This is a genomic window from Streptomyces sp. SJL17-4 (assembly GCF_036826855.1).
Lineage (GTDB): Bacteria > Actinomycetota > Actinomycetes > Streptomycetales > Streptomycetaceae > Streptomyces.
Map to the genome: position 1 here is coordinate 2,324,657 of NZ_CP104578.1, position 24,838 is coordinate 2,349,494.

The following is a 24,838-nucleotide window of genomic DNA, read 5'->3' on the forward strand; positions in this document are numbered from 1 at the left end:
GGGCGGGAGGCGGGGCCCTCGGGGCCTCGCCTCCCCCTATGCCCGCGGCCGGGGGGTTTTGCCCGGACAGGTGCAGCCCCGTGTCCCGGGGCTCCACCTGGACAGGTGACGACCCCCGGCCCGCCCCTTCGCTCAACCGTTTGCCCAACCGGCATACTGTGCACCGCAAGTGACGCGTCCATGGCAACGTCAAGGCGAGAACGCGCCGGAAACGAGGCCGCTCCCCGGACGCGGGAATCATCTCAGGGGGAATTCACCACATGCGTTCCGTACGACTCCTGCCCGCTGCCCTCGGCCTGGTCACCGCGCTCGCGCTGACCGCCACGGCCTGCGGCCCCACCGAGACCCCGGCGGCCGACAAGCCGGCCGCCGGATCGAGCAGTTCCGCGTCGGGTACCGACGACGCGGCCACCGGGGACGGTGGCGCCGACCTCACCAAGGACCTCGCCGACAAGCTGAAGAAGCACGGCGTCGACCTGGACAAGTGGAAGGACGGCGAATGGAAGAACTGGGACACGAACACCTGGCTGCGTGAGGCCGAGGACTTCGTCAACCCGGTCATCGACGGGCTCTGGGACCCGGCGCGGATGCAGTCCGCCAAGAGCCCCGACCCGACGATCACGGCGCAGGCCGGAGGCGGCGGCACCGACCCGACGCCCCGCCCCGTCAAGGCACAGCGCGAGAAGACCCCGTACCACCGCAACGCGGCCCCGGTCGGGAAGATCTTCTTCGACTCGCCGCAGGGCCACATGGTCTGCTCCGGCACCATCGTGAAGGACCCGCGCCGGCCCGGTAAGTCCAACCTGGTCTGGACGGCCGGCCACTGTGTCCACGCGGGCAAGAAGGGCGGCTGGTACCGCAACATCACCTTCGTCCCGGCCTTCAACGACCTGGGCAAGTCCCCCTCCGCGCTCAACAACGCGAAGGCGCACGAGATCTACCCCTACGGCCAGTACTGGGCCGACTGGGCCGTGACCTCGGGCGAGTGGATCAAGTCCGGTGGCAGCAACCAGGCCTGGCCGTACGACTACGCCGTCCTGCACGTGAAGCCGCAGCGGGGCAGCAAGTCCCTGGAGGAGACCGTCGGCGCCGCGCTGCCGGTCGACTTCTCCGCTCCCGCACCCGCGCAGGCCGGCACGATCGGCGCCTGGGGATACCCGCAGGCCGCCCCGTACAACGGCGTGATCATGCACAAGTGCCTGGACCGGGCGACGCGCATGACCACGGCGCCCGCCACCCCGGTGATGTACCGGATCGGCTGCACGATGACCGCGGGTTCGTCCGGCGGCGGCTGGTTCCGCGTGCTGCCGAACGGGAAGACGGCGCTCGTGTCGAACACCTCGATCGGCCCGGCCGGCAGCAACGGCTGGCTCGCCGGACCGCAGTTGGGCCGGGGCGCGAAGGCGGCGCACGAGATGGTCAGCAAGAAGTACGCCCGCTGACCCGTCCCGTCACGACACCCACCGTCACAGCATGGCGGCCGTCGTCAGGGCGGCCCCGCTCACGACACCTCTCGGCATGAGAGAAGGCGCCGGTCCCCTCCCTCGCGGGAGGAGGCCGGCGCCTTCGTCGTACGTCAGGTCAGTGCGCCGCGGGGACGTACGGCGCGAGCATCGCCGCCAGTTCCTCGTGCACCCGGGCCTTGAGCAGGGTGCCCTCCGGGGTGTGCTCCTCGGACTCGACCTCGCCCTCGGCGTGCACCCGCGAGACGAGTCCGCCCTGCGTGTACGGCACGAGGGCTTCGAGCTCGACCTGCGGGCGGGGCAGCTCGGAGTCGATGAGCGCGAGCAGCTCCTGCATGCCCTGACCCGAACGGGCCGAGACCACGATGGAGTGCTTCTCCATCCGCAGCAGTCGCTGGAGCACCAGCGGGTCCGCGGCGTCCGCCTTGTTGATGACGACGATCTCCGGCACGTTCACCGCGCCGACGTCCCGGAAGACCTCGCGCACGGCGGCCAGCTGCTCCTCGGGTGCCGGGTGCGAGCCGTCCACCACGTGCAGGATGAGGTCGGAGTCGCCGACCTCCTCCATGGTGGAGCGGAACGCCTCGACCAGGTGGTGGGGCAGGTGCCGGACGAAGCCGACGGTGTCGGCCAGGGTGTAGACCCGGCCGGTGGGCGTCTCGGCCCGGCGGACGGTCGGGTCGAGGGTGGCGAACAGTGCGTTCTCCACGAGCACGCCCGCGCCGGTGAGGCGGTTGAGCAGGGACGACTTGCCGGCGTTCGTGTATCCGGCGATGGCGACCGACGGCACCTTGTTACGGCGCCGCTCCTGCCGCTTGATGTCGCGGCCGGTCTTCATCTCCGCGATCTCCCGGCGCATCTTCGCCATCTTCTCGCGGATACGACGCCGGTCGGTCTCGATCTTGGTCTCACCGGGACCACGGGTGGCCATGCCGCCACCGCCGCCGCCGCCCATCTGACGGGAGAGCGACTGACCCCAGCCACGGAGGCGCGGCAGCATGTACTGCATCTGCGCGAGCGCGACCTGCGCCTTGCCCTCTCGGGACTTGGCGTGCTGGGCGAAGATGTCGAGGATCAGGGCGGTCCGGTCGACCACCTTGACCTTGACGACGTCTTCGAGGGCGATGAGCTGGCCGGGGCTGAGCTCGCCGTCGCAGACGACGGTGTCGGCTCCGGTCTCGACCACGATGTCGCGCAGTTCGCGCGCCTTGCCGGAGCCGATGAAGGTCGCCGGGTCCGGCTTGTCACGGCGCTGGATCACGCCGTCGAGCACGAGGGCGCCCGCCGTCTCGGCGAGGGCCGCGAGTTCCGCGAGGGAGTTCTCCGCGTCCTGGACGGTCCCGGAGGTCCAGACACCGACCAGCACGACGCGCTCCAGGCGCAGCTGGCGGTACTCGACCTCGGTGACGTCCTCGAGCTCGGTGGAGAGGCCGACGACACGGCGCAGGGCCGCGCGCTCGGAGCGGTCGAACTGGTCGCCGTCCCTCTCTCCGTCGATCTCGTGGCTCCAGGCGACGTCCTCTTCCATCAGGGCATCGGCCCGAAGGCTCTCGGTACGGCTCGTCTCCGCGAAGCTCTGCTCGTCCTGGGAAGGGGAAGAAGAGGAGGTCATTTGATCCTTACGTCGATTGCTGCCACGGCGGCGCCGACATCGGCGACGCCATGGAGCGATGAGTCTTATGCCGTCACAACGCGTGAGGGCACGAGAAGATTCCCGGGCCGTCGGCCGCGTCGCCGACCTGAAGATGGTGACACGCCCCGGCGCGGCCCGTCATCCGGGTTTCGGGGCGGTCCTCCGGGCTTCGGGGCCGTCGACCAGGCGTCGGGGTCATCATCCGGGTTTCGGGGCCGCCAACCCGCTGTCGGGGTCGTCATCCGGGTTTCGGGGCCGTCCGCTCGGTCCCGGCCGGGCGGCTGCGCCAGTCCGGGTGGCCGGGCATGGCCGGGGTCTTCGCCTCGTACAGCCAGCCTCGGAAGAAGGCGGTGAGGTCGCGTCCGGCGATATCGCCGGCCAGGGCGACGAAGTCGGCGGTGGTGGCGGTGCCGTCCCGGTGGTCGGCGACCCAGCGGCGCTCCAGGCGCCCGAAGGCCTCGGTGCCGATCTCCTCGCGGAGCGCGTAGAGGACGAGGGCGCTGCCGTCATAGACGACGGGCCGGAAGAGGCTGATCTTGTGGCCGGGCGCGGGCGGCTCGGGGGCGGCCGGCGGGCCGCCGGCGGCCCTCCACGCGTCGGAGGCGGCGTAGGCGGCCTTCATGCGCTTCTCCAGGGACTTGCCGGCGGTCTCCTCGGCGTACAGCGCCTCGTACCAGCTGGCGTGCCCCTCGTTGAGCCAGAGGTCGGACCAGGTCCGCGGCGAGACGCTGTCGCCGAACCACTGGTGGGCCAGCTCGTGCACCATGACCGAGTCGACGTACCACTCCGGATAGCCCGGCTCGGTGAAGAGGCGGCGCTCGAAGAGCGACAGGGTCTGGGTCTCCAGCTCGAAGCCCGTGGTGGCGTCCGCGACGAGCACCCCGTACGTCTCGAAGGGGTACGGGCCGACCTGCCGCTCCATCCACTCCAGGTGGCCGGGGGTCCTGCGGAGCCAGGGCTCCATCAGCTTCCGGTCGGCGGTGCGCACCACGTCCCGTACGGGCAGGCCGTGGGGGCCCGCCCGGTGCACGACGGTGGAGCGGCCGATGGACACCTGGGCGAGCTCGGTGGCCATGGGATGGCTGGTGCGGTACGTCCAGGTCGTGGTGTCGCCGCGGGTGACCCGGCCGGTGGGCAGGCCGTTGGCGACGGCGGTGAGCTCGCTGGGGGCGGTGACGCGGAAGGTGAAGTACGCCTTGTCCGACGGGTGGTCGTTGGACGGGAAGACCCGGTGGGCGGCGTCGGCCTGGTTGGCCATGGCGAGGCCGTCGCTCGTACGGACCCAGCCGCCGGTGTCGGCGGGACCGCTCGGGTCGCTGGTGTGGGTGACGGTGATCTCGATCGACTCGCCCTCGTCGATCGGCACGGCGGGGGTGACGACCAGGTCCTCGCCGCTGGTGGTGTACGTGGCGGCCAGGCCGTCGACGGTGACGGCGGAGACCGTGCCGTGGGTGAAGTCGAGGTTGAGCCGCTCCAGGTCGTCGGTGGCGAGCGCGTCGATCCGGGTCACCGCGGCCAGCGGTGCGGTGTTGACCCCGGGGTAGGTGAGGTCGACGGCGTACGCGCGGACGTCGTAACCGGGATTGCCGAGGGTGGGGAAGAGCGGGTCCCCGATGCCGAGCGGCGCCGGGGCGGGCAGCGCGGCGGCGACGAGACCGGCCGAGGCGGCGACCAGGACGGCGGAGCGGAGCCACCGCGCGCGGGGCAGGGGCGTTCGGACGAGCGGCATGGGCCAGGCCTTTCCGGAGGACTGGCCCTACGGCTACCAGGGCCGCGCCCGCTCCCCCGGGCGGCGCGCTCGCCCGCCACTCGAAGGGGGACACGGCCGGGTCCAGGGCGTGTCCGCGGCCCGGTCCACGGCAGGATCCCGTGCCACGCCGGGCCGCGGCCTCGCCTCGCGGACCGCCCCGGCTCCGGCTGGTCGGGCCTGGCGGGTCGGGCCCGACGGTCGGGCCCGACGGTCGGCCCCGGCCGGTCAGGCCCGGCGGCGCTCCGGGGAGCGGTGGCGGGCGCGGCTCACGTCGTACACCCCGGGCACGTCCCGCATGGCCCGCATGAGGGCGGCGAGCCGGGCGACGTCGGGCAGGTGGAGGGTGTACGTGTGGCGGACCCGCTGCTCGCTGGGCGGCTCGACGGTCGCGGAGACGACGGCGGCCCCGGCGACGGCGATGGCCTCGGTGAGGTCGGCGAGGAGACCGGGCCGCCCGAAGGACTCGGCGACGAGGGTGACCCGGCCCTGGGCGGTGTCGCCCCAGCGGACGGCGACGGGTTCGCGGCCGAGCCGGCGCATGGTGTCGACGGCCGCGCAGCCGTTCCGGTGGACGGTGACGGATCCGCCGCGGACCCGGAAGCCGGTGATCTTGTCCGGCGGTACGGGGGTGCAGCAGCCGGCCGGTCGCACGGAGGCGCGGGGCTCGCCCTCCAGGTCGGCGTGGAGTTCCGCGCCGGAGCGGTGGTCGGCGGTGACGCCGGACTGCGGCCGGGGGCCGGTCGCGGCGACGGGCGGCGCCGCGCTCTCCGGGTGGGCGCGGAGCCAGCCGGTGATCGCGATCCGGGCCGCGGGGGTGCGGGCGTGGTCGAGCCACTCGGGGGACGGCCCGGAGACGGCGTCCTGGGCGAGCAGCAGCTGGACGGTGTCCCCGTCGCCGAGGACGGTGCTCAGGGGTGCGAGGCGTCCGTTGACGCGGGCGCCGAGACAGGCGTGGGCGGCTTCGCCGTGCTGGGCGTAGGCGGCGTCGACGCAGCTGGCTCCGGCGGGGAGGCTGATCGTGCCGGGGGCGGTGCCGTCGGCGCGGAACACGGTGATCTCGTCGTCCTCGGCGAGGTCGGCGCGGAGCGAGGACCAGAAGGTGTCCGGGTCGGGGGCGGCCTGCTGCCAGTCGAGGAGCCGGGAGAGCCAGCCGGGGCGGGTGGGGTCGACGCGCTCGCCGTCCTCGGCGGGCGGCGCGGCGGGTGCGGCCGGGGCGGGAGGCGGGGCGGGTGCGGCCTGTGCGTCGGGTGCAGCCTGTGCGGCCGGCGGGGCGGATGTGGCGTGCGCGGCGCGCGGGGCAGATGTGGCGCGTGCGGCGGGCGTGGCCGGTGCGGCGGGGTCCCGTGGGGTGGTGGCTCCAGGTCGGCCGGTGTCCGCCGACGGGGCCACGGCCGTACGGGCGTCTGCTCCCGGGGTGCCGCCCGGCTGTCCCGTCGCCTCCTGCCCCACGTTCGGGTTGCCGAGGGCGACGACTCCCGCCTCCGCGACCGTGTGCATCCGATGGGTGCGGATGAGGACCTCGGCCACCGCGCCGTCGGGTGCCGCGACGGCGGTGTGCAGGGACTGGTACAGGTTGAACTTGGGGGCCGCGATGAAGTCCTTGAACTCGGAGATCACCGGGGTGAAACAGGTGTGGAGCTCGCCGAGGACCGCGTAGCAGTCGGCGTCCTCGGAGACCAGGACGAGGAGCCGCCCGAAGTCGCAGCCGCGCAGCTCACCGCGCTTGAGGCGGACGCGGTGGACGGAGACGAAGTGCCGGGGACGGACCAGGACTTCGGCTCCGATGCCCGCCTCGCGCAGGACCGCCGAGACCTGCTCGGCGACGGCGCCGAGCGCGTCGCCCGCGTGCGGGTTGCCCGCGATGAGCGCGCGCGTGGCCTCGTACTCCTCGGGGTGGAGGATGGCGAAGACGAGGTCCTCCAGCTCGGTCTTGAGGGCCTGGACCCCGAGCCGTTCGGCCAGCGGGATGAGGACGTCCCGGGTGACCTTGGCGATCCTCGCCTGTTTCTCGGGCCGCATCACGCCGAGCGTGCGCATGTTGTGGAGCCGGTCGGCTAGCTTGATCGACATCACCCGGACGTCGTTGCCGGTGGCGACGAGCATCTTGCGGAAGGTCTCGGGTTCGGCGGCGGCACCGTAGTCGATCTTCTCCACCTTGGTGACGCCGTCGACGAGGTAGGCGACCTCGTCGCCGAACTCCCGTCTCACCTGATCGAGCGTCACATCGGTGTCCTCGACGGTGTCGTGGAGGAGGGAGGCGGTCAGGGTGGTGGTCTCCGCGCCGAGTTCGGCGAGGATCAGGGTCACCGCGAGCGGATGGGTGATGTACGGCTCGCCGCTCTTGCGGAACTGGCCGCGGTGCGAGGACTCCGCCAGTACGTACGCCCGGCGCAGCACCGTGAGGTCGGCCTCGGGATGGTGGGCGCGGTGCGCCTCGGCCACATGGCTGATCGCGTCGGGCAACCGGTCACGGGGGGCCGGTCCGGCGGTGGCGCCGAGCAGCGCGGCGCGGCCGATCCGGCGCAGGTCGATTCGGGCGCGTCCGCGTCTGCGGGTGGTCGCATCGGTGACGGCGGCGTCCGCCGCGCTCACAGGGTTGGTGGCCTCTGCGCTCATGGGGCACCTCCGGCAACGTCGACCGGCGGTGGGCGGGCCAGGCGTGCCCGGGGGGCCGGTGCTTGATGCTACCGAGCCCACCACGTGGCGCAGTCGCCCTCTCGCTCAGCGTGAATCGGATCACCCATTCGAGCGACAAATCAGTCGTTGACTGTTTCGATTTCGTCGCTTCCTTCGATTCCCGCGCCGCTGCGGGCGCTCGGCCTCAGCCGAGCCAGGCGGGGTCGACGGTGCCCTCGGCGACGATCACGGCGGGGCCCGTCATGTCGATCCGCCCGTCGGGGTGCTCGGTGATGATCAGCGTCCCGCCGAGCACGTCGACGGTGTACGTGACGGGGGTGCCGCTCTCGGCGGGGTCGGCGCCGTCCCGGCGGGCGGTGGCGACGGCGACGGCGCACGCGCCCGTTCCGCAGGAGCGGGTCTCGGCGGCACCGCGCTCGTGGACCCGCATGGCGACGTGCCGGGGGCCTCGGTCGGCGACGAACTCGATGTTCACGCCGTCCGGGTAGACCGCGGCCGGCGCGTACGGCGGCTCGGTGAACAGGTTGCCCGCGTGGTCGAGGTCCTCGACGAAGGCGACCGCGTGCGGATTGCCCATGTTCACGTTGCGCGCGGGCCAGCTGCGGCCGTCGACGGTGACGGTGACACCGGCCTCGGGGAGGGCCGCGCGGCCCATGGCGACGGTGACGGAGCCGTCCTTGTCGAGGTGGACGCGCTTGATCCCGCCGCGGGTGGCGACGGCGACCTCGCCGGCGGTGACGTGGCCGGCGTGCTCCAGGTAGCGGGCGAAGACCCGGACTCCGTTCCCGCACATCTCGGCGACCGAGCCGTCGGCGTTCCGGTAGTCCATGAACCACTCGGCCTCGTCGGCCATGTGCCGGGCCTCGGGGTGGGCGGCGCTGCGCACGACGTGCAGCAGCCCGTCGCCACCGATGCCGGCCCGGCGGTCACAGAGACGCGCGACGGCGGCCGGGGGCAGGTCCACGGCGTTCTCCGCGTCGGGGACGATCACGAAGTCGTTCTCCGTGCCGTGGCCCTTGAGGAACCGGAGGGGCGGGAGCGGTGAGGTCTGCGCACTGGTCACGAGATCAACTGTACGGGGTGGCCCCGACAGGCCGCCCGGTCGTCCGCAGGGCGGTCGGTACGAGGCGGTCGGTCGGTACGAGGCGGTCGGCGTCCGGCTGGTCGATCCGGAGCCGTCGGGTACGAGGCCGTGTGCCCCGCCGGCCAGTCAGCGCAGGCGGGCGACGCGCCAGACCGCGAGGGCGACCAGGGCCGCGATCGTGATCACGTACAGCGCGAGGTAACGCCAGTTCGGGCGCTCGCCCGAGCCGCGCTGCGGGAGGCCCGGCCAGGTGTAGCCGACCTTGCGGGCGGCCATCATGCCCCAGCCCGCCGCGCAGAAGCTGATCAGCAGACCGAGCATGGCGAGGACGGCGCCGCCGTCCCCCGAACCGAAGGCGAGCGGGAACGCGAACATCAGCGAACCGACGGCCGCCAGACCCACGATCGGCGCGAGCTGCCAGATCCGCAGCCGACGCTGGGGACGCAGCTCGACCTCGACCTCGTCGGCGTCCACCTCGACGGCGGTTCCCACCGCGTCGTCGGGGCCGTCCGGGGTCAGCCCCGGGGCACCGACCGGCAGGTCGTCGGTCGAGCGGCCCGGCGTGTCACCCGTCGGGTCACCGAGCGCCGATTCGTGCTGTTCTCTGTCGCGAGGGCCGGCCTCCATCGCCACGCGCCCTCCCCACTCGGACTCCACTTGGTCGATCGATGCTCGATGATGGCACGCTCCTGACCGCCGAAATGACGGGCAGGGCGTCCCGATGCCATCACGTGATCAGGCTGTAACCGCTCGTTCGACCAACGAGAGCGCCTGCCCCGGGAGTTCCCCCCGGTGATCGGCGGCTCCGCTGAGCCAGTGGACGCGCGGGTCGCGGCGGAACCACGAGTCCTGGCGGCGGGCGAAGCGCTTGGTGGCGCGCACGGTCTCGGCGCGCGCCTCGTCCTCGGTGCACTCCCCCGCGAGCGCGGCGAGTACCTGCTGGTAGCCGAGGGCGCGGGCCGCGGTGCGGCCCTCGCGCAGGCCCTGGGCCTCCAGGGTGCGCACCTCGTCGACGAGGCCGGCCTCCCACATCCGGTCCACGCGCGTGGTGATCCGCTCGTCGAGCTCGGGGCGGCCCACGTCGACGCCGATCTGGACGGTGTCGTAAACGGAGTCGGGGCCCGGCAGGTTGGCGGTGAAGGGCTTGCCGGTGATCTCGATCACCTCGAGGGCGCGGACGATCCGGCGCCCGTTGCTGGGCAGGATCGCGCGGGCCGCCTCGGGGTCCGCCTCGGTGAGCCGGGCGTGCAGGACGCCGGAGCCGCGCTCCTCGAGTTCGGCCTCAAGGCGCGCCCGGACGGCGGGGTCGGTGCCGGGGAACTCGAGGGCGTCGACGGCACCCCGTACGTACAGACCGGAACCGCCGACGAGGACGGGAGTACGGCCGGCGGCGAGCAGCCGGTCGATCTCGGCGCGGGCGAGCCGCTGGTACTCGGCGACGCTCGCGGCCTCGGTCACGTCCCAGATGTCGAGGAGGTGGTGCGGAACGCCGCCGCGTTCCTCCGGCGTCAGTTTGGCGGTCCCGATGTCCATCCCCCGGTAGAGCTGCATGGAGTCTGCGTTGACGACCTCGCCCCCGAGCTGCTGGGCCAGGAATACACCCAGATCGGACTTTCCGGCCGCTGTGGGGCCGACAACGGCGATGACCCGCGGGGCGGGAGCTGCGCTTCTCACCGCACCAGTCTCGCAAACCTCCCGGCCCGTCCCCGAATGAGCTACGTGACGGGCCTCATCCGGCTTCGTTGCCTGTTGCGAGGTTCCGGCCGTCGATCATCACGGAATCCCTCCCATCCGAGTACGCTATGGAGTGAATATGGGCGTTTTTGCAGTGTTTCGCCGTAAGAAGAAGGATGCGGCCGCGGTTTCGTCGGAGGAGACGGAGACCGGGGCCGTCGTTCCGGCGGCGGACGGTGACACGGTGACGGGGACGGACGCCGGGACGGACGCCGGGACGGAGACCGGGACGGAGTCCCCGGAAGCCGCGGCCGGATCCGGGGTCGAATCCGGGGCCGAGTCCGGGGTCGGGAGGGCGATGGCCGCGACCGTGGAACCGGACGGTGTCGACGTGGCCGAGGTGGAGACCCGAGCGGTCGCCGCGGACGTCGTGGAGATCCCGAAGCAGCAGTCCGCCGAGGCCGCCGCGGACAACGAGGCCGGCGAAGGCGCCCGTAAGTAGGCAGGACTCGGAACACGGACTCCTCGGGGGTCCGCGGAGGGAAGGTGCCCCATGGGTCTCCTGGATTCGCTGAAGGCAAAGCTCGCCCCGGCCAAGGACAAAGTCGCCGACCTCGCGCAGCAGCACGGGGACAAGATCGACCATGGCATCGAGAAGGCCGCGAAGCTGGTCGACGAGAAGACCAAGGGCAAGTACAGCGACAAGATCCATTCCGGTACGGACAAGGCCAAGGACGCACTGGACCGGATCGGTCACAAGGACGACGGCACGCCGGGAAGCGGCCCCACCCCGGGGACCGGCCCGACACCGGGGACCGGCCCGACACCCGGGACCGGCCCCACCCCTGGGAGCGGCCCCACGCCCGGCAGCGGCGGTACGACACCGCCGCCGACCGCCTGACGTCCGGCGTCACCCCACAGTCCCTTCGCACGGCGGACGGCCGCGGAGCATCTCGCTCCGCGGCCGTCCGCCGTTTCCGCAGGTCGGTGTGGCGGGGCCTCAGGACCAGGCGGCCACGAAGTACCCCACGCCGTACGGGGCGTCCTCGAAGAGCAGTCGGCCGTCGAGGCCCGCGCCGTCGGCGGCGCCCGCGAGGACCTGCCAGGGGGCGCGGCCGGCCACCTTCAGCTCGTACGCGAGCTCCGGCTCCAGGGCGAGCAGCGCCGCGCCGTCGGCCGTGCCCAGGGCACGGGCGGCCTCCGCGTCGAAGTCCGCGGCCCGCTCGTCGAGGTAGCCGGGGGCCTTCACGGTCCGGCAGGCGCTGCCGTCGCCCATCACCAGGAGGGCGACCCGCCCGGCCGAGTCGGCGAGCCCACGGCCGATTCCGGCGCAGACGTCCGGGGTGGCCGTCGGGTCGACGCCCAGGCCCTCAATGGGCGCGTCCGCCCACGCGGCCCGGCCGAGGAGCCAGGCGCCGACGGCGAGGGAGGCGGGCAGGGGACGGTCCTCGGCCGGCAGGCCGTCGCCGTCGTCGGCCGCTCCCCCGCCCGGCGGTACGGGGCCCCCGAGCTGTACGGAGAGGTCGACGCCGAAGCCCGCGAAGGAGCCGGTCGAACCCGCCGGGAAGACGCCGTGGGCGCCCTCGTCGGCCGGCCCGATGACGTACAGCCGGTCGGGGCGCGCCGCGGCGAGCAGCCCGACGGCGTCCATACAGGCCGCCCGCGCGGCGTCCAGCTCGGGGGCGGCGCCGGTCGCGACCTCGGGCACGAGGAGCGGCGGGCAGGGGCAGACGGCGGCGGCGACAAGCATGATCGGCAGCCTACTGCGCCCCGCCCACGGAGCCGGGTTCCCCAGGCACCCTGACACGCCGCCCGCCCCGGCACGACCGGGCGGGCCCGCATGCCGGGGCGGGCACGGCGCGCGGGTCGGCCCCGCTCGGCGAGCCGACGGTCCCGGACATCGGGGGTCCCGGACATCGGGGGTCCCGCACGTCCCGGGCCCGCACGTCCGGGGTCCCGCACCGCCGGGGCCCGCACCGCCGGGGTCCCGCACCGCCGGAGTCCCGCACCGCCGACCGGGTTCCGGCGGGCGGGCGCACGACGCGGCGTTCGCCCGGTGTGCGGCTCCGCCGGGGCGCTACTCGGGCGTCGCGGTCTTCGAGTCGTGGACCATTTCGGCGATGCCCATCGTGATCTCGGTCAGTGTCACGGCGCCCTTGACGATCACCAGGTAGCTGTCGCCACCCGGCATGCGGTAGACCTCGCGCCACTTCTCCCGCATGGGCTCGCGGAACGTCCTGGTGGCGGTGGTCAGTGCCTCACGGGCGTCGTCCCGGGTGCCGGTCACCCGGGAGACCACCTCGGTGAAGCAGGAGTCACCCGACTTGTACTGCGCGTAGACGATCCACTTCTCCATGCGTTCCCCCCACAGGTTCGAACCGTGTCAGTGGCTCCCGCAGGCCGGGACCTCGGCCGCCGGGAGCGGTTCCGGGACGCCGATCTTCGGGAGCCCGAGCAGCACGCCCGCCGGCTTCGCCGCGGCCGCGGTGGTGCGCTTCTCCCAGGCGTCGCCGGCGCGGGTGCGGCGCACCGCCGAGACGGCGCCCTCGGCGAGCAGGTGGTGCGGGGCGGCGTACGTGATCTCGACGGTCACGACGTCACCGGGGCGGACGTCCTCGTCCGGCTTGGTGAAGTGGACGAGCCGGTTGTCGGGGGCGCGGCCCGAAAGGCGGTCCGTGGCGCCGTCCTTGCGGCCCTCGCCCTCGGCGACCATGACCTCCAGGGTGCGGCCGACCTGCTTCTTGTTCTCCTCCCAGGAGATCTCCTCCTGGAGGGCGACGAGCCGCATGTAGCGCTCCTGCACGACCTCCTTGGGGATCTGGTTCTCCATGTCGGCCGCCGGGGTCCCGGGGCGCTTGGAGTACTGGAAGGTGAAGGCGTTCGCGAAGCGGGCCTCGCGGACGGTGTGCATGGTCTGCTCGAAGTCCTCCTCGGTCTCGCCGGGGAAGCCCACGATGATGTCGGTGGAGATGGCGGCGTGCGGGATGGCCGCGCGGACCTTCTCGATGATTCCGAGGAAACGCTCCTGCCGGTAGGAGCGGCGCATCGCCCGGAGGATCGTGTCCGAGCCGGACTGCAGCGGCATGTGCAGCTGCGGCATGACGTTCGGCGTCTCGGCCATCGCCGCGATCACGTCGTCGGTGAAGTCGCGGGGGTGCGGGGAGGTGAAGCGCACCCGCTCCAGGCCCTCGATCTGACCGCAGGCGCGCAGCAGCTTGGAGAAGGCCTCGCGGTCGCCGAGGTCGGAGCCGTACGCGTTCACGTTCTGGCCGAGCAGGGTGATCTCGGAGACGCCCTCGGCGACCAGCGCCTCGATCTCGGCGAGGATGTCGCCGGGGCGGCGGTCCTCCTCCTTGCCGCGCAGGGCGGGGACGATGCAGAAGGTGCAGGTGTTGTTGCAGCCGACGGAGATCGAGACCCAGGCGGCGTACGCGGACTCGCGGCGGGTCGGCAGCGTCGAGGGGAAGGCCTCGAGCGACTCGGCGATCTCGATCTGCGCCTCCTCCTGCACGCGGGCGCGCTCCAGGAGGACGGGCAGCTTGCCGATGTTGTGCGTGCCGAAGACCACGTCGACCCAGGGGGCCTTCGAGACGATCGTCTCGCGGTCCTTCTGGGCGAGACAGCCGCCGACGGCGATCTGCATGCCGGGGCGGGTGGTCTTCATCGGGGCGAGCCGGCCGAGGTTGCCGTACAGCTTGTTGTCGGCGTTCTCACGGACCGCGCAGGTGTTGAAGACGACGACGTCGGCGTCCCCGTCGGAGCCCTTGGGCGCCTTGACGTAACCCGCCTCTTCCAGCAGACCGGAGAGCCGCTCGGAGTCGTGGACGTTCATCTGGCACCCATAGGTGCGGATCTCATAGGTCTTGGTGCCGTCAACGCTCACTGCGGTGCTCCGGTCGCTGCTGCTCGTCATGCGTCCAAGGGTAGGCGGTCCCCGGACGGCCTCCGGCCGGACCGGGGGCCGGGGCGCATGCCGGGGAGCCCTGCCTCGCAGCCCCGACCCCGCGGTTTTCCGCAGGGTCGGGGCTGCGGAGAACCGCACCCGGAGGGGCGGGAAGCCTCATACCGGCGCTGAGCAGCGGTTCCTAGGTTCGAGGGAGAAGAGCGGGGCGCTCGCCCCGCGCCCTCCGGCAGGCTTGGAGTCCTCTCATGAACCTCGACCTCACGACCACGGCGATCGCCCAGCAGCCCGCCGACGGCGTCGCCGGCTGGGCCGCCGGCCTCGTCGACACGATGGGCGGTCCGGGAGCCGGTCTCGCCATCGCCCTGGAGAACCTCTTCCCACCGCTGCCCAGCGAGGTGATCCTGCCGCTGACCGGTTTCGCCGCCGGTCAGGGGGTGCTGAGCCTGGCCTCGGCACTGTTCTGGACGACGCTCGGTTCGGTCGTCGGCGCGGTGGCGCTCTACTGGATCGGGGGGCTCTTCGGCCGGGACCGGATGCACGCGATCTGGCGGAAGCTGCCGCTGGTGAAGGCCTCGGACCTGATCCGTACCGAGGAGTGGTTCGCCCGGCACGGCACCAAGGCCGTCTTCCTCGGCCGGATGGTGCCGATCTTCCGGAGCCTGATCTCGGTGCCGGCCGGTGTCGAACGGATGCCGATGCCGCTCTTCATCATGCTCACCACCCTCGGCAGCCTCATCTGGAACAGCGTCCTCGTCATGGCCGGCTACTGGCTGGGCGACCGGTGGGACCTGGTGGAGACGTACGTGGGTGTCCTGTCGAAGGCGGTGCTCGTCCTGGTCGTCGTCGCCGTCGTGGCCTACGCGGCGGTCCGGCTGCGCGGTCGCGGCAGGACCGCCACGCATCGACGCGCCTCGTGACACCTGCACCGGCACGCCTCGTGACACCCGACTCCCGCCCCACTCGTACGGCACCGCTTTCCGTACAGCCCCGGCGATCTTGCCCGGGCCGTGCGGGCGCATTAGTGTCGGGGCCCGTGCACGGGGACGGGGAGTCGGCGAGTACCGGGAGTGACGCGGGTGCGGACGGGCCCGTCACCCGTACGACCATCGCCTCCTGGCCGCGCCGCGGCCTCGGGACCCTCCTCGGCTGTGTGACAGCGCTGATCGGCGCCCTCTACTTCCTCGTCGTCGGTACGGCCCTCGGCCCGTTCCTCCTCTGGCCGCCCGCCCGCGCCGGCGCCCTGGAGATCCTGATGGCCGGCGCCCGGCGCCTGGTCACCCTCGAACGGCTCCGCCGCTCCGTCTTCTTCGGCGATCTCTTCCCCGCGCACTACGAGGCCTCGGACCGGAAGATCCTGCGCCACCTCGCCGTCCGCACCTCCACGGGGCTGCTCTGCGCGGTCGTGATCGCGCTGCTCGTCCTCGGCGCCGTCCTGGCCGGGATCCTGGCGTACGGCGTGGTCCGGGGCACGATCGGCTGGGACGAGCTGCTCACCCAGATCGTGCTCGGCGGGGTGCTCCTCTTCCTCGACGTCCAGGGTCTGTACGCGCTGGCCGCGCTCGACGCCCGTACCGCCCGCGAGTGTTTCGGCCCCTCCGAGCGGGAGCTGCTCCGGCGCCGTGTCGACGAACTCGCCGCCAGCCGGGCCGCCGTCGTCGAGGCCGTGGACGCCGAGCGGCGGCGCATCGAGCGCGATCTCCACGACGGGGTCCAGCAGCGCCTGGTGGCGCTCGCCGTGCTGATCGGGCGGGCGCGCCGGGGCCGTCACCCCGAGCAGGCCGAGGCGCTGCTGCTCCAGGCGCACGAGGAGTCCCAGGGCGTGCTGACCGAACTGCGCGAAGTGGCCTGGCGGGTGTATCCGTCGGCGCTCGACAGCCTCGGGCTGGAAGAGGCGATCGGCGGAGTCGCCGAGCGCAGCGGCATCCCGCTGCGATGCCGTTTCGAGGTCGACGCACCGCTGCCCAGGACGGTCGAGACGGCCGCCTACTTCGTGGTGTCGGAGTGTGTGACGAACGCGGCCAAGCACTCCTCGGCCTCGGCGATCTCGGTGCGGGTGACCCTCGACGGGACGCGGCTCACCGTACGGGTCGAGGACGACGGCACGGGCGGCGCGAGCGAGACCGGCAGCGGGCTGACGGGGCTGCGCAGCCGGGTGGCCGCGCTCGACGGCGCACTGCACATCCACAGCCCCCTCGGGGGACCGACCACCATCACCGCGGAGCTGCCGTGCGCGTCATCCTTGCCGAGGACTCGACCCTGCTGAGAGAGGGCCTGGTCAGGCTGCTCGCCGAGGAGGGCCACGAGGTCCTGGCGGCGCTGGGGGACGCGGTGACGCTGCTCAGGGAGGTCGAGGAGCAGCGGCCGGACGTCGTGGTCGTCGACATCCGGATGCCCCCGACGCATACGGACGAGGGGCTGCGGGCGGCCGTCGAGATCCGCGAGCGCTGGCCGGAGGTGAGCGTGCTCGTGCTCTCGCAGCACATCGAGCGTCAGTACGCGGCCCAGCTCCTCGCGGCCAACGCGGAGCGGGTCGGCTATCTCCTCAAGGACCGGGTGGCGCAGGTCGAGGAGTTCCTCGACGCGCTGGAGCGGATCCACGCGGGCGGGGCCGCGATCGACCCGGAGGTCGTACGGCAGCTGGTCGTCCGGACCACCCACGGGGACCCGCTCGCGCGGCTGACGCCCCGGGAGCGGACGGTTCTGGAGGCGCTCGCGGAGGGGCACACCAACGCGGCCATCGCGCAGAAGCTGCACCTCTCGCTGAGTTCGGTGGAGAAGAACCTCAACGCCGTCTTCGACAAGCTGGAGCTGACCCGCACGACCGGCTACAGCCGGCGGATCCTCGCGGTGCTCCGCTATCTGGAGTCGTGAGCAGCGGAGTCGTGAGCAGCGGAGTCGTGAGCACCGGAGTCGTGAGCCCCGCTCGTCGAGGTTCATCCGTGCCACTCGGCGAGGACCTCCTCCGTGTGCTCGCCGGGGAGGGGTGCGCGGTCCGGGGTTCCGGTGGGGGTGCGGTCGAAGCGGGAGGGCGGGGCGGGCTGGAGGGTGGCGCTGTCGCCGATCGCCACGAAGGCCCGGCGGGCGGCGAGTTGGTGGTGTGCGGCGGCCTCCGCGGCCGTGAGGACCGGGGCCACCCCCGCGTCCACGGCGTCGAAGAGCTTCACCCAGTGCTCGCGGTCCCGGGTCGCGAAGCGGGCCGCGATCAGCTCGCGCAGCGCGGGCCAGGCCGCCTGGTCGGAGCGGTCCGGGAGGGTGGCGGTGTCCGTGAGGCCCAGCTGGTCCAGGAGGTTCTCGTAGAGCCGGGGTTCGATGGCGGCGACCGCGAGGTGGCGGCCGTCGGCGGCTCGGTAGAGCGAGTAGTGCGGGGCGTCGGTGACGGTGTGGTTGCCCGGGACCTCCCGCCACTGGTGGATCAGCGTGGAGATCAGGGCGGCGCCGTCCGCGAGCGCGGTGTCGACGACCTGCCCGCGGCCCGAGCGCTCGCGCTCGTGGAGCGCGGCGAGCAGCCCCTGCACATGGGCGTTGGCGCCGCCGGCGAAGCTGGAGAGGTACGCGGTCGGCGGCGGCACCGGGTCCCCGGTGGCCGGGTCGACGTCCAGGGCCCCGGTCAGGGCCAGGACCGCCAGGTCGTGGGCGGCGCGGCCGGCCCACTCGCCCTGCTGGCCCCAGCCGCTGACCCGCCCGTACACCAGGCGCGGGTTACGGGCGCGGGCCGCCTCCGGCCCGATGCCGAGCCGCTCGGCGACGCCGGGGCGGAAGCCCTCGACCAGGATGTCCGCGTGCTCGACGAGGGACAGGGCCTGCTCGACGCCCTCGGGGCTCTTGAGGTCCAGGGCGACCGAGCGGCGGCCGCGGGAGAGCGGGTTCTCCGCCGGACGCGGCTCGTCGGGGCCTGCGGCCTGGCCGGGGCCCGCGGCCTGGCCGGGCGCCCGGTCGACGCGTACGACATCGGCACCGAGGCCTGAGAGGATCGTTCCGACGAACGCCGTCGGTGCCGAGCCCGCGAATTCCAGTACGCGCACTCCGGTCAGCGGTCCCGCCATGGCCAACTCCCTCGTGTACAACGGTCTGTGACGCTTTCCACGCTATTCCGGAAGGTACGGGAAGGGACTGCGGACATCCGTAGCGTCCGGAATTCGGCGGCGCCCGAGACTGAGGGAATCCCCTTTCCCGATGTCGAAAGGCATGACGAAATGGCCGTCGTCTACACCGCCGAGGTCACCTCCACCGGAGACGGGCGCAACGGCGCCGTGCGTTCCTCCGACGGGCTGCTCGACCTTCCGCTGTCGAGCCCCAAGGCCGTGGGAGGGTCCGGCACCGCGACCAACCCCGAGCAGCTCTTCGCCGCCGGCTACGCCGCCTGCTTCCACAGCGCGCTCCGGGTCTCCGCGCGCGAGTCCAGGCTCGCGCTGACGGACGACACGGTCGTCGCCGAGGTGGCGCTCCACAAGGAGGAGAGCGGGTTCCATCTGTCGGTCGTCCTCACCGTCGAACTTCCCGGACTCGACGCCGACGAGGCCCGCCGCCTGGCCGACGCGGCACACGGGCGCTGCCCGTATTCGAAGGCGATACGGGGGAATGTAGAGGTGCGGGTGAATCTCGCCGCCGCGTAATCCATACGGAATTCCCGCGGAAAGGTCGGGGGAAAGCCCCCGTGGTCATGCCACGGGGGCTTTCCTGGTCTCTCGTCCACGACCCCGACGTCAGGGCCTCGCCGCCGCGGCGGCCGCGGCCGCCGCCGGCAGTGCCTCGACCACCCGGCCCACCGCCCGGTCGTCGTGCGAGGCCGAGACGAACCAGGCCTCGAACGGCGAGGGCGGCAAGTAGACGCCGCGGCGCAGGAGCTCGTGGAAGAAGGGCGTGTAGCGGTACGACTCCGTGGCGCGGACCCCGTCGTAGTCGACGACCTCGTCCTCCGTGAAGAAGACCGAGAACATCGTGCCGGAGTACTGGACCCGGTGCGCCACACCCTCCTTGGTCAGGGCCGCCGAGACCTCACGGCCGAGCGTCGCCGAGACCTCGTCGAGCCGCTCGTACACCTCGGCGGTGCTGTGCCGGAGGGTGGCGAGGCCGGCGGCGGTGGCGACCGGGTTCCCCGAGAGCGTGCCCGCCTGGTAGACGGGCCCGGCCGGGGCCAGGTGGGCCATCACGTCGGCGCGGCCCCCGAAGGCCGCCGCCGGGAAGCCGCCGCCCATGACCTTGCCGAAGGTCAGCAGGTCGGGGGCGACGCCGTCCCGGCCGTACCAGCCGGAGCGACTCGCCCGGAAGCCGGTCATCACCTCGTCGGAGACGAAGAGCGCCCCGTGCCGTGAAGTGACGTCCTTCAGACCGGCGTTGAAGCCGGGCAGCGGCGGCACGGCACCCATGTTGCCGGGGGCGGCCTCCGTGATCACGGCGGCGATCTCGTCGCCGATCTCCGCGAAGGCCTTCTCGACGGAGGCCAGGTCGTTGTAGGGCAGGACGATCGTGTCCGCCGCCTGCGCGCCGGTGACGCCCGGTGTGTCGGGGAGGGCGAAGGTGGCGAGTCCGGAGCCGGCCGAGGCGAGGAGCGCGTCCACGTGGCCGTGGTAGCAGCCCGCGAACTTCACGATCTTTCCGCGTCCGGTGAAGCCGCGGGCGAGGCGGATCGCCGACATCGTCGCCTCGGTGCCGGAGCTGACGAGGCGGACCTGCTCGACCGGGGCGACCCGCTCGACGATCTCCTCGGCGAGCTCGACCTCCCCGGTGGACGGCGCACCGAAGGAGGTGCCGAGCGCCAGGGCCCCGGTGACCGCCTCGACGACGGCCGGGTGCCGGTGGCCCAGGATCATCGGGCCCCAGGAGCAGATCAGGTCGACGTACTCGTTGCCGTCGGTGTCGGTGAGGTACGGGCCCTGGGCCGAGGCCATGAAGGGCGGGGTGCCGCCGACGGCCCCGAAGGCGCGCACCGGGGAGTTGACGCCGCCGGGGGTGACCCGGCGGGCCCGCTCGAAGAGCGCCCTGCTCGCGGTCCCTGCGCCGCTCATCGCCCGGCCTCCTCGGGGGTCTCGAAGGCGAGGGCCGCGTCCAGGACGACGGCGCCCTTCGGGAGGACGCGGACCGGGTTGAGGTCCAGGGCGAAGCCGGCGGGCCAGTCCTGGACCAACTCACCTACCTTGTGCAGGAGTTCGGCGGCGGCCTCGACGTCCACCGCGGCCCGCCCCCGCGCCCCGCCGAGTATTCGCGCACCGCGCAGCCCGGCGAGGAGTGCGGCCCCCTCGCCGGGGGCGAGCGGCAGGAGCCGGTGGCCGACGTCGTCCAGGACCTCGGTGAAGATCCCGCCGAGACCGGCGGTGAGCACCGGGCCCAGGTCGGTGGTGTGGACGCCGACGATCAGCTCGACGCCCTCGCCTCCCGCGCCTCCCTTGACTCCCTCGCCTCGTTCGCCTCCCTCGCCTCTCTTGCCTCCTTCGTCTCCCGTGCCTCCCGTGCCTCCCCCGTCGATCAGCTCCTCGACGAGCACCTGTCCGCCGAGCGCGGCGAGGCGCGCGTGGACCTCGGGCGCGGTGTCGGCGGTGACGCCGATCTCCACTCCCCCGGCCTCCGTCTTGTGGAGCAGGCCCGGGACGACGGCCTTGAGCACCGCCGTACCGCCGACCTCGGTCACGGCCCGTACCGCGTCCTCTGCGTTCACGGCGATCCGGCCCTTCGGCACCGCGATCCCGGCCTCGGCGAGGAGCCGCTTCAGCTCGGGCTCGGTGGCCTCGGCGCCGGGGCCGGGCACGGTCCCGGGGCGCGGGGCGTCCGGCAGGGTACGGGGGCGGCTGACCTCCCAGAGGGCGGCGGCGGCGCGCAGGGCGCGGGCCGGCGTCGGGTACTCGGGGAGCCCGGCCTCGCGCAGGTCGCGCGGGGCGTCGGGGGCGAGGAAGTCGGCGCCGGTACGGGCGACGAGGATGGGCTTGCCGCCCTTCTCGGCGGCCCGGGAGAGCGCGTTGACGGCCTTCTCGACGTCGGGTCCGGCCATCACGCAGAAGGCGGCGACGATGATGTCGACGGTGTCGTCGGCGATCAGGACGTCGAGGGAGCGGTCGAACAGCGAGGGGTCGCTGAGGACGGTCGCCGTGATGTCGACGGGGTTGTCGACGGCCCCGAAGGCGGGGACGATCTCGGCGAGCGCCTCCTTGCTGCGCGGTTCCAGGGCACTGAGCTCCAGGCCGTGGGCCTCGACGGCGTCGGCGGCGAGGATGCCGGAGCCGCCGGAGGTGGTGACCACCGCCACGCGGTTCCCGGTGGGACGCCGCTCGGACTCGAAGACCCGTGCCACGTCGAGGAGTTCGTCGATGTCGTCGACACGGACGATGCCGAGGCCGCGCAGGGCCGCGTCCAGGACGCGGTCGTCGGTGGCGAGGGCGCCGGTGTGCGAGGCGGCGGCCCGGCCGCCCGCCTCCGTACGGCCCGACTTGAGGAGGGCTACGGGCTTGCCTGAGCCGGCAAGCTCGCGGAGGGTCCCGATGTCCGGGGTGTCCTCCAGGTAGCCGAGGAGCCCGGTGACTTCGGGGACGGCGGCGAGTTCGCGGAGGACTTCGAGGGCCGTGACGTCGGCGTCGTTGCCGGTGCTGACGACCCAGCCGGGGCGCAGGCCCCGCTCCAGGGCGAGGCTGGCGGCGCCGAAGCCGAGGGCGCCGCTCTGGCTGACGAAGGCGAGGGTGCCGGGCTCGAAGGGCACGGACTCGGCGCCGAAGAGGGGGCTGAAGGTGGCGAGGACGCGGTTCTCGTAGCCGACGGCGCCGATGCAGTTCGGGCCGATGATCCGCAGGCCCCCGGCGCGGGCCTTGGCGACGATCTCCTCCTGGAGTCGGGCACCCTCCTCGCCGGTCTCGGCGAAGCCGGAGGAGGCGATGACGGCGAGCTTGACGCCGGCGGCCACGCAGTCGTCGACGGCGCCGGCGACCCGCTCGGCGGAGACCATGATCAGCGCCAGGTCGACGGGGCCCGGGGCGTCCTTCACGCTGGGGTACGCGGGGACGCCCAGGATCTCCGGGGAGCGCGGGTTGACCGGCAGGATGCGGCCCTTGTAGCCGTACCGGAGGAGGTAGTCGAGCGGCTTGCGGCCCAGGGCCCCGGGGCGCTCGCTGGCGCCGATGACGGCGATGGATTCGGCTTCCCAGAGAGCCGAGATGTCACTCATGCGATGGCCTCGATCTTCGTCTCGTTCTGTGCGTTCGGGTCGTTCGGGTCGTTCGGGTGGTTCCGGGTGCTCGGGGTGTTCGGGGTGTTCCGGGTGCTCGGGGTGTTCGGGGTGTTCGGGGTGTTCGGGGTGGTGCTCGCGGCGCCGTCCTCTGCGTCCGCCGCCGCGAAGAGGCGGGTGAAGGCGGCGATGTGCCGGGCGCCGTCCGGGTCGGCCGCCAACTCCCGTACCAGGACGGTGGGCTGGTGCAGGGCCTTGTCGACGATGCGCCGTACGCTGCGGTCGATCTCCCGTCGTACCGTGCCGTCGAACCCGTCGATGCCGTCCATGCGGTCCAACCGGCGGGCGAGCCGGTCGAGTTCGGCATCGGCGGCCTCGGTGGCGGCGTTCCGCAGCGCGGTGAGGACCGGCTTGGCGCCGGCGAGCCGCAGTCCGGTGCGGAACTGCTCGACCTCCGCGTCGATCAGCTCGTGGGCGGCCTGGACGCTGGCCGCCGAGATCTCGTCCTCCTGGCCCTCCTCCGCGATCCGGCGGAGGTCGACGAAGGTGACGCCGGGCAGCTCGGCGGCGCCGGGCGCGATGTTGTGCGGCAGGGACAGGTCGAGCAGGAACAGCTCGCGGCCGTCCCGGCCGGCGAGCGCCGCCTCGACGTCCCGGGCGGTGACGAGGTGGCCGGTCGCGGCGGTGGCGCCGACGACCACGTCCACCTCGGTGAGCAGCCGGGGCAGGTCCGTCAGGTCGTACCCGACTCCCCCGGTGGTCTCGGCGAGCCGCTGTGCCTTCTCCGGGGTGCGGTTGGCGACGTGGACCCGCTCGAGGCCGGAGCGGCGCAGCGCGGCGACGACGACCCCGGCGAAGGCGCCTGCGCCGATGACCAGGGCGGTCTTGCCGTGCAGGGAGCCGACCCGGCGCTCGAAGAAGCCGAGTCCGGCGGTGGCGAGCGAGCGGCCCGCCTCGTTGAGCCCGGTCTCGTTACGGGCCCGCTTGCCGACCCGCAGGGCGGTCTGCACGGCCTTGGCGAGGACCCGGCCGGTCCGGTCGAGCCGCTGGGACCGTTCGAGGCCCAGCTTCACCTGGCCGAGGATCTGGTCCTCGCCGACCACGACGGATTCGAGTCCGGAGGCCACGGCGAACAGGTGGCGTACGGCGCCGTCGGCGTGGTGGCTGTAGAGGTGCGGGGCGATCTCGTCGTGGTCGACGCCGGTGTGCTCCGCGAACAGCCGTCCGAGGCCGGTCAGTTCGCCGGGCCGGTCCGTTTCTCCCGTATCCCCGAAGGGGGTGGAGCCGCCCCGGGTCTCGGCGTAGATCTCCAGGCGGTTGCAGGTGGAGACGACGACGGCGGCGTCGATGCCGTCGACGGAGGTGACGTCGGAGACGAGGTCCTCGGCGGGCCGGTCGGTGCCGGCGAGTCTCTCCAGGAGGTCGAGCGGGGCGCTGGCGTGGCTGATGCCGAGGACCAGCATGGTGGAGGACGGGCTCACCGGGTCACCGGTCCAGCGTCTGGGCGAACTCGGAGGCCCAGTAGGTGATGATCTGCGTGGCGCCCGCGCGGTGGATGGAGGCCAGGCTCTCGCGGACGACCTGGTCACGGTCGATCCAGCCCTTGGCGGCGGCCGCCTCGACCATCGCGTACTCGCCGGAGACCTGGTAGGCGGCGACGGGCACCTGCACGTGGTCGGCGATCAGCCGGACGATGTCGAGGTAGGCGAGCGCGGGCTTCACCATCACCAGGTCGGCGCCCTCGGCCACGTCCAGCGAGACCTCCAGGAGGGACTCGCGGATGTTGCCGGGGAACTGCTGGTAGCCCTTGCGGTCGCCGCGCAGGGTGGACTCGACGGCGTCCCGGAAGGGGCCGTAGAAGTGCGAGGCGTACTTGGCGGAGTAGCCGAGGATCGCCACGGACTGGTGGCCCGCCCGGTCGAGTGCCTCGCGGATACGGCGGACCTGGCCGTCCATCATCCCGCTGGGGGCGACGATCTGGGCGCCCGCGTCGGCCTGGACGACGGCGGCCCGGGCGTACAGCTCGATGCTGGCGTCGTTGTCGACGTCGCCGTTCTCGTCCAGGACTCCGGTGTGGCCGTGGTCGGTGTACTCGTCGAGGTTGATGTCGCCGATGATCACGGAGGAGTCGCCGACCTCGGCGACGACGTCGCGGAGGGCGACCTGGAGGATGCCGTCCGGGTCGACCGCACCGGTGCCGGTGGGGTCCTTGTGCTCGGGGATGCCGAAGAGGATGAGTCCGCCGACGCCGTTGGCGACCGCTTCGGCGGCGGCCTTGCGGAGGGTGTCACGGGTGTGCTGGAAGACGCCGGGCATCGAGGGGATCTCCCGCGCCTCGGTCAGGCCCTCGCGGAGGAAGAGGGGCTGGACGAGGTTGGCGGGACCGACGCGGGTCTCGGCGGCGAACCGGCGCAGCGCGGGCGTGCGGCGCAGCCGGCGGGGGCGGTAGTAGGGGGCGGCGGGGTCGGTGGCCGCGGTGTTGCGGCCGTAGGTGTCGTACGTCATGAGCGTGACTCCTTCGAGGGCGTGGCGGCGTACGGAGACGGG

General features: G+C 73.0%; 21 protein-coding genes. 7 read left to right on the forward strand and 14 right to left on the reverse strand.

The genetic code is table 11. The features are described from left to right. The first annotated feature begins 260 nt into the window (after positions 1-260). Positions 261-1,442 (forward strand): hypothetical protein, encoded by a 1,182-nt coding sequence (locus N5875_RS09990; RefSeq protein ID WP_318207518.1) that lies wholly within the window; start codon positions 261-263, stop codon positions 1,440-1,442. A gap of 139 nt (positions 1,443-1,581) precedes the next feature. Here the strand turns inward: N5875_RS09990 and hflX are convergent, their stop codons facing one another. The 6 genes from hflX to miaA all read right to left on the reverse strand — a co-directional run bounded on the left by hflX (position 1,582) and on the right by miaA (position 10,241). Beyond that, entirely contained in the window at positions 1,582-3,075 is a 1,494-nt protein-coding gene (hflX, locus tag N5875_RS09995; protein WP_073906265.1) for a GTPase HflX, read from the reverse strand. 259 nt (positions 3,076-3,334) lie between these two features. After that, positions 3,335-4,825, reverse strand: coding sequence for a M1 family metallopeptidase (locus N5875_RS10000; RefSeq protein WP_338493178.1), 1,491 nt, complete (start codon positions 4,823-4,825; stop codon positions 3,335-3,337). A 246-nt stretch (positions 4,826-5,071) separates the two neighbouring features. Then, a complete protein-coding gene (locus N5875_RS10005; protein ID WP_338493180.1) occupies positions 5,072-7,462 on the reverse strand; it encodes an HD domain-containing protein in 2,391 nt (796 codons plus the stop codon). Positions 7,463-7,667: 205 nt separating this feature from the next. Further along, a complete protein-coding gene (gene dapF, locus N5875_RS10010) occupies positions 7,668-8,546 on the reverse strand; it encodes a diaminopimelate epimerase (protein WP_338493183.1) in 879 nt (292 codons plus the stop codon). Between the two features lie 147 nt (positions 8,547-8,693). Beyond that, positions 8,694-9,194, reverse strand: a complete 501-nt coding sequence (locus tag N5875_RS10015; RefSeq protein WP_318207939.1) for a hypothetical protein — start codon at positions 9,192-9,194, stop codon at positions 8,694-8,696. Positions 9,195-9,302: 108 nt separating this feature from the next. Continuing rightward, a complete protein-coding gene (gene miaA, locus N5875_RS10020; RefSeq protein WP_338493185.1) occupies positions 9,303-10,241 on the reverse strand; it encodes a tRNA (adenosine(37)-N6)-dimethylallyltransferase MiaA in 939 nt (312 codons plus the stop codon). A gap of 244 nt (positions 10,242-10,485) precedes the next feature. Here miaA and N5875_RS10025 point away from each other — a divergent pair, with 244 nt between their 5' ends. Together N5875_RS10025 and N5875_RS10030 are read left to right on the forward strand one after the other, a co-directional pair. Beyond that, on the forward strand, positions 10,486-10,743 hold the full coding sequence (locus N5875_RS10025) for a gliding motility protein (protein WP_338493187.1): 258 nt from the start codon (positions 10,486-10,488) through the stop codon (positions 10,741-10,743). A gap of 51 nt (positions 10,744-10,794) precedes the next feature. Further along, complete coding sequence (locus N5875_RS10030) at positions 10,795-11,142, forward strand: antitoxin (protein WP_318207524.1); 348 nt, start codon at positions 10,795-10,797, stop codon at positions 11,140-11,142. 99 nt (positions 11,143-11,241) lie between these two features. Here the strand turns inward: N5875_RS10030 and N5875_RS10035 are convergent, their stop codons facing one another. The 3 genes from N5875_RS10035 to miaB form a co-directional block, all read right to left on the reverse strand. Continuing rightward, complete coding sequence (locus N5875_RS10035) at positions 11,242-11,991, reverse strand: class III extradiol dioxygenase subunit B-like domain-containing protein (protein ID WP_338493189.1); 750 nt, start codon at positions 11,989-11,991, stop codon at positions 11,242-11,244. Positions 11,992-12,318: 327 nt separating this feature from the next. Further along, positions 12,319-12,597, reverse strand: a complete 279-nt coding sequence (locus tag N5875_RS10040) for a hypothetical protein (protein WP_318207526.1) — start codon at positions 12,595-12,597, stop codon at positions 12,319-12,321. Positions 12,598-12,624: 27 nt separating this feature from the next. Next, on the reverse strand, positions 12,625-14,154 hold the full coding sequence (miaB, locus tag N5875_RS10045; RefSeq protein ID WP_318207527.1) for a tRNA (N6-isopentenyl adenosine(37)-C2)-methylthiotransferase MiaB: 1,530 nt from the start codon (positions 14,152-14,154) through the stop codon (positions 12,625-12,627). A 236-nt stretch (positions 14,155-14,390) separates the two neighbouring features. Between miaB and N5875_RS10050 the strand changes: the two genes are divergently transcribed. The 3 genes from N5875_RS10050 (at position 14,391) to N5875_RS10060 (ending at position 17,016) form a co-directional block, all read left to right on the forward strand. After that, positions 14,391-15,062 (forward strand): DedA family protein, encoded by a 672-nt coding sequence (locus N5875_RS10050; protein ID WP_318207528.1) that lies wholly within the window; start codon positions 14,391-14,393, stop codon positions 15,060-15,062. Positions 15,063-15,250: 188 nt separating this feature from the next. Then, a complete protein-coding gene (locus N5875_RS10055; protein ID WP_338499134.1) occupies positions 15,251-16,408 on the forward strand; it encodes a sensor histidine kinase in 1,158 nt (385 codons plus the stop codon). After that, complete coding sequence (locus tag N5875_RS10060) at positions 16,372-17,016, forward strand: response regulator transcription factor (protein ID WP_318207529.1); 645 nt, start codon at positions 16,372-16,374, stop codon at positions 17,014-17,016. The genes N5875_RS10055 and N5875_RS10060 overlap by 37 nt, the downstream gene beginning before the upstream one ends. Positions 17,017-17,078: 62 nt before the next feature. On the opposite strand, the gene N5875_RS10065 is transcribed toward N5875_RS10060, so the two are convergent. Beyond that, positions 17,079-18,188, reverse strand: coding sequence for a CaiB/BaiF CoA-transferase family protein (locus N5875_RS10065; RefSeq protein WP_318207530.1), 1,110 nt, complete (start codon positions 18,186-18,188; stop codon positions 17,079-17,081). Positions 18,189-18,338: 150 nt separating this feature from the next. On the opposite strand from N5875_RS10065, the gene N5875_RS10070 reads away from it, so the two are divergent. Beyond that, positions 18,339-18,758, forward strand: a complete 420-nt coding sequence (locus N5875_RS10070) for an organic hydroperoxide resistance protein (protein ID WP_338493193.1) — start codon at positions 18,339-18,341, stop codon at positions 18,756-18,758. Between the two features lie 90 nt (positions 18,759-18,848). Here N5875_RS10070 and hemL read toward each other — a convergent pair whose 3' ends face one another. The 4 genes from hemL to hemB are packed head-to-tail and all read right to left on the reverse strand — an operon-like array spanning position 18,849 to position 24,796. Then, positions 18,849-20,150 carry a glutamate-1-semialdehyde 2,1-aminomutase gene (hemL, locus tag N5875_RS10075; RefSeq protein WP_338493196.1) on the reverse strand — a complete coding sequence of 434 codons (1,302 nt, stop codon included), beginning with the start codon at positions 20,148-20,150 and terminating at the stop codon, positions 18,849-18,851. Next, positions 20,147-22,291, reverse strand: a complete 2,145-nt coding sequence (locus N5875_RS10080) for an acetate--CoA ligase family protein (RefSeq protein WP_338493198.1) — start codon at positions 22,289-22,291, stop codon at positions 20,147-20,149. The genes hemL and N5875_RS10080 overlap by 4 nt, the downstream gene beginning before the upstream one ends. Further along, the gene (gene hemA, locus N5875_RS10085) at positions 22,288-23,772 is read right to left on the reverse strand and encodes a glutamyl-tRNA reductase (RefSeq protein WP_338493201.1); all 1,485 of its coding nucleotides are present in this window, start codon (positions 23,770-23,772) and stop codon (positions 22,288-22,290) included. The genes N5875_RS10080 and hemA overlap by 4 nt, the downstream gene beginning before the upstream one ends. Before the next feature lie 4 nt (positions 23,773-23,776). Further along, positions 23,777-24,796 (reverse strand): porphobilinogen synthase, encoded by a 1,020-nt coding sequence (gene hemB / locus N5875_RS10090; protein ID WP_318207535.1) that lies wholly within the window; start codon positions 24,794-24,796, stop codon positions 23,777-23,779. Positions 24,797-24,838: the final 42 nt, after the last annotated feature.